20 protein-coding genes are annotated in these 12,784 nt (G+C 53.4%); all 20 read left to right on the top strand.

All coding sequences use genetic code 11. The features are described from left to right. The first annotated feature begins 145 nt into the window (after window positions 1–145). The 20 genes from ACHH0Z_RS16025 to ACHH0Z_RS16120 all read left to right on the top strand — a co-directional run bounded on the left by ACHH0Z_RS16025 (window position 146) and on the right by ACHH0Z_RS16120 (window position 12,782). Complete coding sequence (locus ACHH0Z_RS16025; RefSeq protein WP_395149547.1) at window positions 146–346, top strand: hypothetical protein; 201 nt, start codon at window positions 146–148, stop codon at window positions 344–346. Next, complete coding sequence (locus ACHH0Z_RS16030) at window positions 334–519, top strand: hypothetical protein (RefSeq protein WP_045408398.1); 186 nt, start codon at window positions 334–336, stop codon at window positions 517–519. The genes ACHH0Z_RS16025 and ACHH0Z_RS16030 overlap by 13 nt, the downstream gene beginning before the upstream one ends. Window positions 520–677: 158 nt before the next feature. Beyond that, the gene (locus tag ACHH0Z_RS16035) at window positions 678–1,442 is read left to right on the top strand and encodes an antitermination protein (protein ID WP_045408400.1); all 765 of its coding nucleotides are present in this window, start codon (window positions 678–680) and stop codon (window positions 1,440–1,442) included. A 541-nt stretch (window positions 1,443–1,983) separates the two neighbouring features. Beyond that, on the top strand, window positions 1,984–2,256 hold the full coding sequence (locus ACHH0Z_RS16040) for a hypothetical protein (protein WP_021241270.1): 273 nt from the start codon (window positions 1,984–1,986) through the stop codon (window positions 2,254–2,256). Further along, complete coding sequence (locus ACHH0Z_RS16045) at window positions 2,256–2,750, top strand: lysozyme (protein ID WP_045408407.1); 495 nt, start codon at window positions 2,256–2,258, stop codon at window positions 2,748–2,750. The genes ACHH0Z_RS16040 and ACHH0Z_RS16045 overlap by 1 nt, the downstream gene beginning before the upstream one ends. Then, window positions 2,743–3,159: a hypothetical protein gene (locus ACHH0Z_RS16050; protein ID WP_045408410.1), complete on the top strand. Its 417-nt coding sequence runs from the start codon at window positions 2,743–2,745 to the stop codon at window positions 3,157–3,159. Before ACHH0Z_RS16045 ends, ACHH0Z_RS16050 begins: the two co-directional genes overlap by 8 nt. 28 nt (window positions 3,160–3,187) lie before the next feature. Beyond that, on the top strand, window positions 3,188–3,316 hold the full coding sequence (locus ACHH0Z_RS16055; protein WP_241772293.1) for an Rz1 lytic protein: 129 nt from the start codon (window positions 3,188–3,190) through the stop codon (window positions 3,314–3,316). 95 nt (window positions 3,317–3,411) lie between these two features. Continuing rightward, a complete protein-coding gene (locus ACHH0Z_RS16060; protein ID WP_045408413.1) occupies window positions 3,412–3,630 on the top strand; it encodes a hypothetical protein in 219 nt (72 codons plus the stop codon). Between the two features lie 165 nt (window positions 3,631–3,795). Further along, window positions 3,796–4,434 (top strand): putative metallopeptidase, encoded by a 639-nt coding sequence (locus ACHH0Z_RS16065; protein ID WP_045408416.1) that lies wholly within the window; start codon window positions 3,796–3,798, stop codon window positions 4,432–4,434. Between the two features lie 32 nt (window positions 4,435–4,466). Beyond that, window positions 4,467–4,946: a DUF2280 domain-containing protein gene (locus ACHH0Z_RS16070; protein WP_045408419.1), complete on the top strand. Its 480-nt coding sequence runs from the start codon at window positions 4,467–4,469 to the stop codon at window positions 4,944–4,946. Further along, window positions 4,933–6,411: a phage DNA Packaging protein gene (locus ACHH0Z_RS16075; protein ID WP_045408422.1), complete on the top strand. Its 1,479-nt coding sequence runs from the start codon at window positions 4,933–4,935 to the stop codon at window positions 6,409–6,411. Before ACHH0Z_RS16070 ends, ACHH0Z_RS16075 begins: the two co-directional genes overlap by 14 nt. Before the next feature lie 15 nt (window positions 6,412–6,426). Continuing rightward, entirely contained in the window at window positions 6,427–7,776 is a 1,350-nt protein-coding gene (locus ACHH0Z_RS16080; protein ID WP_045408425.1) for an anti-CBASS protein Acb1 family protein, read from the top strand. Further along, on the top strand, window positions 7,736–8,662 hold the full coding sequence (locus ACHH0Z_RS16085) for a phage minor head protein (RefSeq protein WP_045408428.1): 927 nt from the start codon (window positions 7,736–7,738) through the stop codon (window positions 8,660–8,662). Before ACHH0Z_RS16080 ends, ACHH0Z_RS16085 begins: the two co-directional genes overlap by 41 nt. Before the next feature lie 2 nt (window positions 8,663–8,664). Beyond that, window positions 8,665–9,930, top strand: a complete 1,266-nt coding sequence (locus tag ACHH0Z_RS16090) for a hypothetical protein (RefSeq protein WP_045408430.1) — start codon at window positions 8,665–8,667, stop codon at window positions 9,928–9,930. A gap of 12 nt (window positions 9,931–9,942) precedes the next feature. Then, window positions 9,943–10,392: a hypothetical protein gene (locus tag ACHH0Z_RS16095; RefSeq protein WP_045408433.1), complete on the top strand. Its 450-nt coding sequence runs from the start codon at window positions 9,943–9,945 to the stop codon at window positions 10,390–10,392. Between the two features lie 17 nt (window positions 10,393–10,409). Next, on the top strand, window positions 10,410–11,486 hold the full coding sequence (locus ACHH0Z_RS16100; RefSeq protein ID WP_013095983.1) for a major capsid protein: 1,077 nt from the start codon (window positions 10,410–10,412) through the stop codon (window positions 11,484–11,486). A gap of 9 nt (window positions 11,487–11,495) precedes the next feature. After that, window positions 11,496–11,789: a hypothetical protein gene (locus ACHH0Z_RS16105; RefSeq protein ID WP_045408437.1), complete on the top strand. Its 294-nt coding sequence runs from the start codon at window positions 11,496–11,498 to the stop codon at window positions 11,787–11,789. A gap of 62 nt (window positions 11,790–11,851) precedes the next feature. Next, window positions 11,852–12,253, top strand: a complete 402-nt coding sequence (locus ACHH0Z_RS16110) for a hypothetical protein (protein ID WP_001514201.1) — start codon at window positions 11,852–11,854, stop codon at window positions 12,251–12,253. After that, window positions 12,253–12,426, top strand: coding sequence for a hypothetical protein (locus ACHH0Z_RS16115; protein WP_045408440.1), 174 nt, complete (start codon window positions 12,253–12,255; stop codon window positions 12,424–12,426). The genes ACHH0Z_RS16110 and ACHH0Z_RS16115 overlap by 1 nt, the downstream gene beginning before the upstream one ends. Next, on the top strand, window positions 12,426–12,782 hold the full coding sequence (locus tag ACHH0Z_RS16120; protein ID WP_045408443.1) for a hypothetical protein: 357 nt from the start codon (window positions 12,426–12,428) through the stop codon (window positions 12,780–12,782). Before ACHH0Z_RS16115 ends, ACHH0Z_RS16120 begins: the two co-directional genes overlap by 1 nt. Window positions 12,783–12,784 lie beyond the last annotated feature (2 nt).

The raw sequence follows: 12,784 nt of genomic DNA on the forward strand, positions 1-12,784 counted from the left end.
TCGAACATTACAACGAATGGCATCCGCATAGTGCACTGGGGTATCGTTCGCCACGGGAATATCTGCGGCGGCGAACCAGTAATGGGTTAAGTGATAAAAAGTGTATGGAAATATAGGGGCCAATCCAGTCACAGTCGAGCTATCCGTGCGTTTCGCCCAGCTCGAAGACCGCAAGATTAACGCCACCATCCGCGCAACAGTAACCGAGTTACTCAAGCGCATCCGCGACAAGAAAATCCGCGCCATCTTCGCAGGTTTATCCCGTCAGCCATTCCCTGATGGAGCGCTAAAGATGATGCGTCGCCAGTTAGACAGCTTAGTAGGAGAACCCGTATGTGCTCAGTAACTAACATCCAGCAAGTCAAATGGCAGCGGCAGCGCGATATGCATACCGAGCAGGTGCTGATTAGCAAAGAGCAGGAGCTTGAGCGCAGCCTTGATTATGTGCGCGAGCAGTTGAGGGAAGTGCGTAATCGGCTTGGAACGAATAAGCCAGACCATGACCCGGAGGCGGCGTAGATGATAACCGTATTCTTAATTTTCTATGCGTTTATGGCCGGAATGACAACTGAATACACGCATACCAGGCAGAAAGAGCTTGGCTATAAAACCAACCTCAAATGGATATCACTTTTCGCTGGCATCGCCTGGCCATACACGATCTGGAGAATTTCACGATGAATCTGGAAAACGCAGTCAAATTTCACTTCGCGAAGTCTACGCAGATAAACGATACGCCGCGTGCAACCTCCTCAGAGACCTTAACTGGCACTGATGTGATGGCAGCCATGGGTATGACACAAAGTCGCGCCACGTTAGGTTACAGCGCGTTTCTAGGAAAGATGGAAATCAGCAGCAATGACCGTGAGAAAGCTATTGAACTGCTGACCCAATATGCACTTGAGCACTGCGATAAGGTTGCCGCCTTACGTAAGCTCGAAAATGATATTAAGCCAAAGGTGATGCAAGTGCTCGCAACATTCGCATTTGCTGACTATTCCCGCAGTGCTGCCAGTACGCGAACCTGTGATTGCTGCGGCGGTAAGAAGTTTGTCGATGCTGAAGTCATAACGATGAAAAGCATCGGGCAGCCGTATCTGGAAGAACGCAAGGAAACGGTGAAAGTGCTGTGCTATAAGTGCAAAGGGAAGGGCGTGTTGACTAATGCCTGTCAGTGCAATGGTAAAGGCCTGGTCTTAGACAAAGAGAAAACTATTCTACAAGGTGGCGTTCCTGCATATAAAACGTGCGGACGATGCAATGGTCGTGGTTATGCTAGATTGCTGCCCGATGCAGTACGGCAATACATCTGCGCTACGGTGATTAATGTACCTGAAACCACATGGCGAAGGTCATACAAGGACTTCTTTGAAAGCCTAGTAGGTGAGTGCATTAAGCAGGAGGAGTATGCAAATCAGATGCTGAGCAAAGTCACTCGATAGTAAATATTTTCTTCGAAATAGGATTTATCTAGAAAAACACACTTTACAAAGTGGCGAAATTTGTTTAATCTGAACTCTAACGATGGGTAACTGACTTCGTTAAGGCGATGAAGTACAAGATGACAGTGCTGATGAATCGGGGACATCGAAACCCTTGAGCCGGGTCTTATGGGGACGGCAACAACGCGACTTCAGCCATCGCCAAGAACAAACAAGCCCTGAGGTTCACGCCTCGGGGCTTTTTGCGTTTTAAGCACGACCTTTCTGAAAGCGCATCCCACCAAATACCAGACAGACAATACCCTCACCTTATCCGCTGTGGCTACGGTGCCGGTGCGCTTTGCAAAAAAGAAAACCCAGCATTGAGCTGGGCTTCGTGAAAATGGGTGGCAAGAGACTGCGCCAACAGCCTCTTGCCTGATTTGCTCATGCCTTTAGTAACGAACAAACCACGTTACCGCAAAATGTATCCTGGATTTGTTCACTCAACAACCACGTCAATTCCTATTTTGAACAGATCCCCGAACTCTGGGGGTGAGACATGAAGATGGATGAGAGATACAGCAATGCTTCCTACGGTAGCGCTGGTCTTGCAGCTTTCTTCGCCAGCCTGTCTTTGCAGGATTGGGGCTTCATTATCGGCGTCGCATTCAGTATCACCCTCGGCGTGCTTACCTACCGGCTCAATAAACGTGAGCAGATGAAGCGAACGAAGATCCTGCAAGACATCCTAAACAAAACAGACACAGACAATCCCTCCGCTACAGCCAGAGTGATTGCTGAACTCGGACAAAAAGCTCCGAAGGAACTCTGATGGATAGTGCGCTCAGAAATAAAATAGCTGGCGCAATTGGTGCTGGCGCAATCGCTATTGCCACCGCAATGCTTTCCGGAAAGGGAGGGCTTGAGGGTAGGGAATACGTCGCCTACAAAGATGTCGTTGGCGTTCTCACGGTTTGTGATGGACATACTGGCAAAGACATCATCCCCGGCAAGCGATACACAGACAAAGAATGCGATGCGATTACTAAGAGCGATCTGACCCGCATAGCAAGACAAGTTGACCCGGCCATCAAAGTTCCCACCACTGAAACGCAACGCGCTGCAATTTACTCCTTTGCTTACAACGTAGGAGCGAACGCGGCTATTAACTCAACGCTCATGAAGAAGCTCAACGCCAAAGACTATTCTGGCGCGTGTGACGAGCTGAAGCGCTGGGTGTTTGCCGGTGGTCAGAAGTGGAAAGGCTTGATTAACCGCCGAGATGTTGAATACCAGGTTTGCACATGGAGCCAGAAGAATGCTTAAGAAGTGGCCTATAGGCGAGATCATCACCATAGCAGCGATAGTCATCGTCATTCTTCTGACGCTTCGCCTTGCCTCAGATAACAAAAAGCTCAGTGAAGATAACGGGCGATTGTCTGAGCAGATTAAAGATATCGGACAGAAGAACGAAGGCCTGGCTAACTCGATTGATGGCCTGGTAGAGCAGATCGGCGTAATGAACAAGATTGTGGCAACTGAAGCGCGTCGTCGTGCTGCAGCTGAAATGAAAGCCCAGAAACTGCAAGAAGAGGTGAAGGATGCGCTCAAAGGCAATGCATGTGCTGTTGAGTATATCCCTGCTAATGCTGTTGTCGGGGTGCGCAAAGCAGCAGATAGTGCGCGAGGCCATAAAGGTAAAAAATCCTCCGATACCCGCAAATCTACTGATTGATTGCGTGGTGCCTGAAGTACCAGAACAAATGACATTCGGAGACAGCGTGCAGCTCAACGTTGCGCTACTGCTTTCGATTGAGAACTGCAACGGCCAGATTGAAGCTATTCGTGAAATCGAATCCTCCCGACAAGGACAGATTGCTCAACCCCAATAAGGCGGTGATAAACAATCTTGCTGACGGGTAAGCCGTAAGTGGCTAAGCACTTCTGAGAAGCAGGGCAACAGCTGCGACAAGGCAAAGAGGTAATCATGTCCGACATCTACCAAATCACGCTAACCACCCAAACAGGCGAAACCTTCACTGGAAAGATGTCACGACGTCAGCCTGAGCTGGTTAACGGCTTCGTGCCGCTGGCAACAGAGACGGGGCAGTGGTTGTATTTCGCTCCTGCCGATGTGAAGCGCGTGGAGTTCACGCCCGTGCCGGAAGAGCAGACCGAACAGCCAGCAGAACAAACAACGGAGTAACCCATGGGCAAAACAGTAACATTCACCTCAAAAGTATCTCTTCGTCCATACATGAAGCCGATCCTGATGCTGTCAGCTTTACTTCATTGGGACTGGCTGACTAACAAGTGCTTCAAAATCGAAACCGTAACTAGCGATACGGTGCAGCTTTAAGCGGAGTGACTCATGGCTAACGATGACGAGCGCAGGCCATATCCGCCAGTTAACTTCATCGACTCCGATAGCTGGCAGCCATACACCCGGCTCATTCCCGCAAATGAAGTGCATGAGTGGGTAAGCCGCCAAATCCTCAGCGATACCGGAAGCATCCATAACCCTGACCACGAACACCTGCTTGAGGCTGACCTCTGCTTCATGTGGGCATCAGGCTCATTCGCGAAGAAGGGGCGCTACGTCCTCGGCCAGGCCGAACAGGTAATGCTCCGAGCCGGCGGTTGGCAGAAAGCCAGAATGGAACAGCAGATGTATGAATGGTTCGGTCGAATCCCGAAGTTCATTATTACGCTGGCCGCCGATTACTGCTCACAATGCAGAGACCTCGAGTTCTGCGCACTGGTAGAGCATGAGCTTTACCATATCGCCCAGGCCACTGATGATTTCGGTGCGCCAAGGTTCAACAAAGAGACCGGGCAGCCAGTGCTTACACTGCGCGACCACGACGTCGAAGAATTCATTGGTGTCGTACGTCGATACGGTGCCAGCAAAGAAGTGCAGGAGCTCGTTGATGCTGCCAATGCGCCAGCAGAAGTGGCTCACATCGATATCGCCAGATCGTGCGGAACGTGCATGCTGAAACTGGCTTAATTGTTATATTAAGTTAGCTATGGAGGCGACCAATGGCTGCATTATCACCGGAGGTTAAGGCCTTTATAGTTCAGGCTTTAGCCTGCTTTGACACCCCAACGCAAATTGCTTCTCAGGTGAAACAGGAATTCGGTCTGGACATAAGTATCCAGCAAGTATCCTCATATGATCCCACCAAGGCGATTGCGAAGAATCTTGGTCAGAAATGGATCGACCTGTTCAACGCGACTCGCACCCGGTTCCAGACCGAATTAAGCGACATCCCGATCGCCAACAAAGCTTATCGTCTTCGCGCGCTCAACCGGATGATGACCAGCGCCGAGAAGATGCGAAACATGGCTCTGGCTGCTTCTCTGATGGAGCAGGCGGCGAAGGAATGCGGAGATGCCTACACCAATAAGCACAAATTTGAACATTCCGGCCCTAATGGTGGCGCCATCCAGACGATCACCATGAGCAAAGAGGAATACAAATCCGCACGGCAGGAGATGATGGAGGATGACGACTGCTGAGCAAAAGGCGTTTGCCCGTAAGGTTGAATGCGAAGAGGACGGGCTCTACTACGCTCGTTATTTCTTCAAGCAGCGCACCGGCGGCAAGATGATTGTCGCTCCGCACCACAAGGTGATTCAGAAGACGCTGGACCGCGTCATTGATGGTGAGATTCAACGCCTGATCATCAATGTTCCGCCGGGCTACACGAAAACGGAACTGGCGACCATCAATATGATGGGTCGAGGGCTGGCGCTGAACTGCCGGGCCCGCTTCATGCACCTGTCCTATTCGCACAACCTGGCGCTGCTGAACTCATCCACCGCGCGCGGCATGATTAAGTCGCAGGCCTACCAGTCGATGTGGCCGATGTCGTTGCGCGATGACGCAGACAGCAAGGCGATGTGGTGGACTGAGCATGGCGGGGGCGTTTATGCGTCGTCTGCTGCCGGGCAGGTTACCGGTTTTCGTGCCGGCCATATGGAACCGGGCTGGCAGGGCGCGCTGATTATCGATGACCCGGTTAAGCCGGACGACGCTTACTCTGAGATCGTCCGCGACGGGGTCAACAACCGCTTTAACGAGACAATTAAATCACGACTGGCGATCGAGACGACGCCGATGATTGTCATCATGCAGCGGATCCACTACCACGACCTGAGCGGCTATCTGCTGCGTGGCGGGAGTGGTGAGAAATGGCATCACCTGAACTTGCCGGTGATTATCGACAATAGCCAGCCATACGCTGCGCAGTACCCTGAAAACACCCACGCCATACCGATTGACCACGGACTGCCTGATGGCTGGCTGTGGCCGTTCAAGCACAATGAATCGCACCGCGTATCGCTGTTCTCTCACAGACGCACTGCCGAAGCGCAGTATATGCAAAAGCCTCGCAGGTTTAATGCAGAAGGCGCTCTGTGGACAGAGGCGATGATCAGCGCGGCACGCGAACTGCAAATTCATCACGATAAGGTTCGCACTGTCGTAGCCATTGACCCGCAGGCAACAAACAGCGACGAAAGCGATGAAACAGGTATTGTCGCTGCCAGCTCATATGGTGCTGGTGATAAAAAGCAGTTCTCTGTGGATGGCGATTACAGCGGTAAATATTCACCTGCTGGATGGGCCAAGAAAGCCATATCGGCTTATGAGAAACACGAAGCTGACGCGATAGTTATTGAGACGAACCAGGGCGGAGATATGGCGGAGGAGACACTCCGCAACGCTGGGTTCAAAGGTCGCATCATTCGTGTCCATGCCAGCAAAGGGAAGTATGCCCGCGCGGAGCCGATATCGGCGCTCTACGAGCAGGGCCGAGTGGCAAATCACGGAAATCTCTACGTGTTGGAGAATCAGCTCATGGAATACATCCCAGCCACTGCGAAGAAATCACCAGACCGCCTCGATGCGATGGTTTACGCACTGACTGAACTGAATGGATCGCAACCTGTGGGGATGATGATTCCGAAACGCCTTCGCTAACCAAACGGACAAACCATGACTGACAAATTAACTCTCGCCGTCAACCATGCGTTGAACGATGCGCGGATGGCGCGCGCCCGTATGGGGCTGATGGCACCAACGATGGGGCTGGACAACAAGCGCCATTCCGCATGGTGCGAGTATGGCTTCCCTGAGCAGGTAACCTACGAAAACCTTTATGCCCTGTATCGGCGCGGTGGTATCGCTCACGGTGCGGTTGAGAAGCTGGTGGGCAAGTGCTGGCAGACCAACCCGGAAATCATCGAGGGTGACGATGCCGACGAGAGCAAGGATGAGACGGCTTGGGAGAAGAAGACCAAAAAGGTATTCACTAAGCGCCTCTGGCGAGCCTTTGCTGAAGCTGACCGCCGCCGCCTGGTCGGACGTTATGCAGGTATCCTGCTGCACATCAATGATTCCAGAACGTGGGATCAGCCTGTTGTTCGTGGTAAGTCACTCAAAAAGGTAACGATCGCATGGGCTGGGTCATTAACAGTCAGCGAGTGGGTAACTGACCAAAAATCGGCAGACTACGGGCAGCCAAAGCAGTGGAAATACGTTGAGAGCTTGCCAAACGGCGGTACTAATCAGCGCTTTGTGCATCCCGATCGCGTTTTCATCTTGGGTGACTACTCGAATGATGCCATTGGCTTCCTTGAACCTGGCTATAACGCCTGCGTAAGCCTAGAGAAGGTTGAAGGTGGGTCAGGCGAGGCATTCCTGAAGAACGCCGCTAATAAGCAGAGCATTAATTTCGACAAAGACGTTGATTTCAATAACCTTGCTTCTTTGTACGGCGTATCTGTTGATGAGCTTCAGGAGAGATATAACGATGCTGCCAGGGAGTTAAACATCGGTAATGACGTTCTTCTGATTACTCAGGGTGCCCAGGTAACGTCGATGGTGTCGGCAGTTTCAGATCCTGACCCAACCTATAACGTCAACCTGCAAACCTTTGCCGCTTCTGTCGATGAGCCAGTGAAAATTCTGGTGGGGATGCAAACTGGCGAAAGGGCGAGCACTGAAGATCAGAAGTATATGAATGCTCGCTGCCAGTCACGCCGTGGTGACCTGTCATTCGAAATTGAAGACTTCAGTGACAAGCTAATCGACCTGAAAATCATTGATGCTGTCAGCGAGAAGACGGTTATCTGGGATGACCTAAACGAGCAGACTGGAACTGAGAAGCTCGCCAATGCCAAAACCATGGCAGAGATTAACCAGACGTTCCAGGGCAGCGGAGAGAATCCAGCCTTCAGTCGTGAAGAAATTCGCACAGCTGCCGGTTATGAAAACGTTGATGAATTCCCGTTAGGAGAAGAGGATGGCGACGAAGAAGACGAAGCCACCAATTCTGCCGCGTAACTATCAGGATCCGACCGGAGCCGATGCGCTGGAACGCCGGGCAATGAAAGACTTCGCCAGGCGCATGAATAAGATTGGCAAAGCGTACAAATCAGCACTCGACAAAATACCTTCCTCCCTCGCAGTAAACGCCAGATACGAATACCAGTTAAACCCAACGCTGCTCTCCATCATCCTGAACGATGCCAGTTACCTGGTGGATCAGGTGCTGCTTGAAGGTGGCGATTACGACCTGTGGTTTTACGAGTACATCGATCTGGCTTCGGAGAAGGGGACCGGGCAGTCGTTCTACAACCTCAGCCAGCAATCACCAGTGTACGCTGCCTGGCGTGAGTCGCTGGCGTCAATCCTCGCAAGCGATCCGTACCAGCAACGCATGGCGCTGGTGCATGCCCGTGTGTTTGAGGAAATGAAGGGGCTGACAGCTGACGTTAAGCGAGATATGGCGCGCGTGCTGACTGATGGCGTGGGCCGTGGACTCAATCCGCTGGACATTGCCCGCAACCTGACAGACCAGACCGGCATCGAGAAACGCCGGGCAAACCGTATAGCGCGCACTGAAGTGACTACCGCGCTGCGCCGGGCAAAGTGGGATGAAGACCAGGAGGCGAATGACCTCTTCGGCCTGAAAACGCTGCTGGTTCACATCTCGGCGCTATCACCGACGACCCGACACACCCATGCAGTGCGTCACGCCCACCTCTACACCAACGAAGAGGTCCGCGACTGGTACAGCAAAGATGGTAACTCCATCAACTGCAAATGCAGCCAGCAGTCGGTGCTGGTTGATGCGGACGGGAATCCGGAATACCCGGATACCATCACGAAACTCAAACAGGAATATAAATCGATGCAGGCGCGCGGTTACGCCTGGGCGGAGAAATAACTATGCCTATGCAGGTCAACATCACCACGAAGGTGAACAGCCAGTCTATCCGGCGCGAAACATACAACGGGCGTGAGCACCTGGTGCTGCCGAGCTACACGCTGCCGGCAAACGTCGTCATGAATGGCGGGTTGTACACGCAAGAACAAATCGACGCCCACTATAAGGGGCTGGAAGGTACCCTGGCGCCGCTGGGCCATCCTCAGGTTAATGGTCAGTTCGTGTCTGCTTTCTCTCCAGAGGGGATTAACGCAGGCCATATCGGCGCATGGAACCGCAACGTTAAGAAGTCCGGCAATCGAATTTACCTCGAAAAGTGGGTTGATGTGGCCCGTGCCAGCGAGTCGGAAGGTGGCAGGGAACTGCTTGAGCGTGTCGCTGCCATTGAGCGCGGCGATGACGTTCCGCCGATTCATACCAGTGTCGCCGCTTTCCTCGACCAGCTTGAGCCTAACGAACAACAGAGAGCTACGGGTGCCGAGTGGGTGGCGAAGATTCACAGCATGGACCACGACGCGATCCTACTGCACGAAGTCGGAGCCGCCACCCCTGAGCAGGGCGTTGGCCTGATGGTAAACGCCGATCTGGCGCAGCCGCTTAAAGCGAACTCCGGCGCGCTGGTGGGTGAATCCTACCGGGAGCGCGAGCAGCGTCTCGATCGGGCAGCCAAAGCCAAGTTTGCGCCGGGCACGGATGAATATGCCTGGGTTGCTGACTTCACTGACTCGCAGGTGGTCATCGTGCGAAATGGCGGTGATGCTCAGGTTTACGGTTATTCCGCTGATGGCGGGAAGATCACAATCGACGATACCGGAACCGCAGTAGCGCGCCAGGAGTCGTGGGTGGCAGTCGTCGCTAACAAATTCAAAGCTCTATTCACACCGCAGGAACAGCCTGCACCAAACCACAAAACGGAGGGCGACATGCCTTTAACCAAAGAAGAACTGGAACAAATCGGCAGCATGATCGGCCAGGCTGTTGCGACCAATACTGAAGCGGCTATTAAGCCTCTCGCGGAAAAGGTTGATGCGCTGCAGGCCAATCAGAAGCAACTCGCGGAAACCCTTACCGCGAACTCCCGTGCCGAAGAGAAAGCAAAGCGCGAAGCGGTTGCGAAGGTCCATGGCGATATCGTCGCGAACGCTCTGTCAGGCGAAGCTCTGGACGCGATGTTCAAGTCGCTGGGCGAAGCTGCGCCGCTGGGCACCAACAATGCTCAGCAGCACAAAGAAACCGGCGCACCAGCCGCAGACGAACACTTCAAGTAAGGAGCCGGAATAATGCCACGTTATCGTCGCGTTAATATCGACGGTCAGTCTCTGTACAAGACCGAAACCCGCACAACGGCCGCCGGGTTGCTTCCTGGCACCGCCGCAATCATCAACGCATCCGATAAATTCGCTCAGGCCACCGCGCTAACCGGCCGCCTGTACATCATCGATGTCGGTTACCACCAGGGCCTGACCATCACTGAATCAATCCCTGCCGGTGATTCTGCTGTCGGCAACTACGTCGAAGAAGGTCGTGAGCTGGCTCTGCGCTGCCTGCCTGGTGCGTATAAAAAAGACAGCCCGATCAAGCTGGGCACTGCCGGTCAGTTTACCCTGGCAACCGATGACACTGATTCAGTGATCGGATACAGCCAGGATGAATACACCATCGCGGCCAGCACCACCGACTTCATCCGCGTGCGCATGCGCGTTGGCACTGCCGCCGCTGCTGGCGCGTAACAAAAGGACAAAAACATATGTACTTCTCAAAAGAGACGCTGGCGACTAACTCCCGCCTTGGCGGGCACTGGAGTGAGCTGTGGGCAAACCGCAACATGTGGAACCTACAGAACGATTCCATCATTGCAGCTAACCGCGCAATGATGACGCCTGACATGCTGGCTTGTAACGCTGTTGGCGGTTTCTCCCGTGACTTCTGGGCTGAGATTGACAACCAGGTGCTGCAGCTGCGGGATCAGGAAGTTGGCATGGAAATCGTAAACGACCTGATCGGCGTTCAGACCGTGCTGCCGGTTGGTAAAACCGCCAAGCTGTATAACGTGGTCGGCGACATCGCTGACGACGTGTCAGTAAGCATCGATGGTCAGGCGCCATTCTCCTTCGACCACACTGACTACGCGAGCGATGGCGACCCGATTCCGGTGTTCACTGCTGGCTACGGTGTTAACTGGCGTCATGCTGCTGGCCTTAACTCTGTAGGCATTGATCTGGTTCTGGATTCGCAGATGGCGAAGATGCGCAAGTTCAACCAGAAGCGCGTCAACTACTACCTGAACGGCGATTCAAAAATTCAGGTTCAGTCCTACCCGGCGCAGGGCATCAAGAACCACCGCAACACCAAGAAGATTAACCTCGGTTCTGGTGCTGGTGGTGCGAACATCGACCTGACCAGCGCAACCACGACTCAATATTTTGAGTTCTTTGGTAAAGGAGCATTCGGTACCACCGCACGCACCAACAAAGTAGCTCAGTATGATGTGATGTGGGTTTCCCCTGAGATCTGGGCAAATATGGCTCAGCCATACGTAGTTAATGGTGTGGTGAGCGGCACTCTCCTGCAGGCTGTTCTGCCATTCGCACCGGTGAAAGAAATCCGCATGAGCTTCGCGCTGACCGGTAACGAGTTTATCGCGTATGTACGTCGCCGTGACGTGATCTCTCCACTGGTTGGCATGGCCGTCGGCGTTGTGCCACTGCCGCGTCCACTCCCTAACGTTAACTACAACTTCCAGATCATGTCTGCTGAGGGTCTGCAAATCACCGCAGACGATCAGGGCCTGTCTGGTGTTGTCTACGGCGCTAACCTGGCGTAAGGAAACAGCATGGCTAAATACGAAGTTGTGCGCGCATGGTTCGGCGTGAAGGTAGGGCAGGTGGTGGAGTTGAAAGAACTGCACCCGGCGCTGAAGTCTAACGTCCGTCTCATGAATGGTGAGGCAGGCGGAGAACTTACCCCGTCGACACCTGGTGCCGGTACTGGCGAGAAATCTCGCAAGGAGATTATTCAGGACCGCCTTACTGAGCTGGGGATTGAGTTTAAAGGCACCCTGGGCGCTGAAAAGCTCAGTGAGCTGTTGCCGGATGGCGAACTCGAAAAGCTTTTCCCTGCTGAATAACAGCCGCCGCTAAGGCGGTTTTTTTATGCCCCGCTCCGGCGGGGTATTTCACGGAGTCGATAATGGTAACTCTCGAACAGGCAAAGGAGTATCTGGAGAGCCAGGGAATTACCATTCCCGATTTTGTTCTTCAGGCTCTCGTCGACCAGGCCAACAGCATTCAGGAGTGTCTCGATGCGCATTATCCGGCATCGACCTCGCTGTTGATTCAGCTCTATCTGCTGGCGCTTATGGGGCTCGGGCAGGGGGACAAATACATCTCCAGCCAGACGGCTCCAAGCGGGGCGTCCCGCTCTTTCCGGTACCAGTCGTTCACCGACCGCTGGAAAGCATCAGTGAACCTGTTGCGGGGGCTGGATAAGTACGGTTGTGCAACCTCCCTTATTCCTGCCGACCCTACCGCCACCCCGGCATTCGCTGGTATCTGGATCGGTAAGGGCGGCTGCATGTGCGGGGATAAGTGATGACGTACAAATCAGTTAAGCACGGGTTGCCCCGTTCCTTCACTCGCGTATGGGTGATGACCGACACCGGGCGGGAGACTACCGGTTACTTGAAATCGGATGGCGAGTGGTTCATCAACTGCCCGCGCATCCGGGCGACTGGCGCGAAGGTGCTGCGCTGGAAGGAGGACTAATGTCGTCTACTGCTTCATGGTCCTACAACAAGCCGTGCACGATATGGCGTAAGGGCGCTGGCGGTAATGATGAGTTTGGCGATCCTGTCGACCCATACGAACCGCCTGAAACCATCATGTGCGACTACATCGGCGGTCTGTCAGCAAAGCTCGGCTCAATCGGTAAAGAGGTTGTTGTAAAAAACACCTTCTTTACTGCGTTTTCGCTGGCCGATGAGGGCGATTACATCCTGATTGGTGTTAGCACTGAACCAGACCCGGTCGTGGCCGGTGCCGATGAGGTGCGTCACGTAACGCGCTGGAACGACACTCTCGACGGTCTGGAAGATGACTGGGCGATTATTACGGGAGTGTAGCC

Origin of the sequence: Enterobacter cloacae complex sp. 2024EL-00227, from assembly GCF_043945315.1 — a bacterium.
Taxonomy (GTDB): Bacteria; Pseudomonadota; Gammaproteobacteria; order Enterobacterales; family Enterobacteriaceae; genus Enterobacter; species Enterobacter roggenkampii.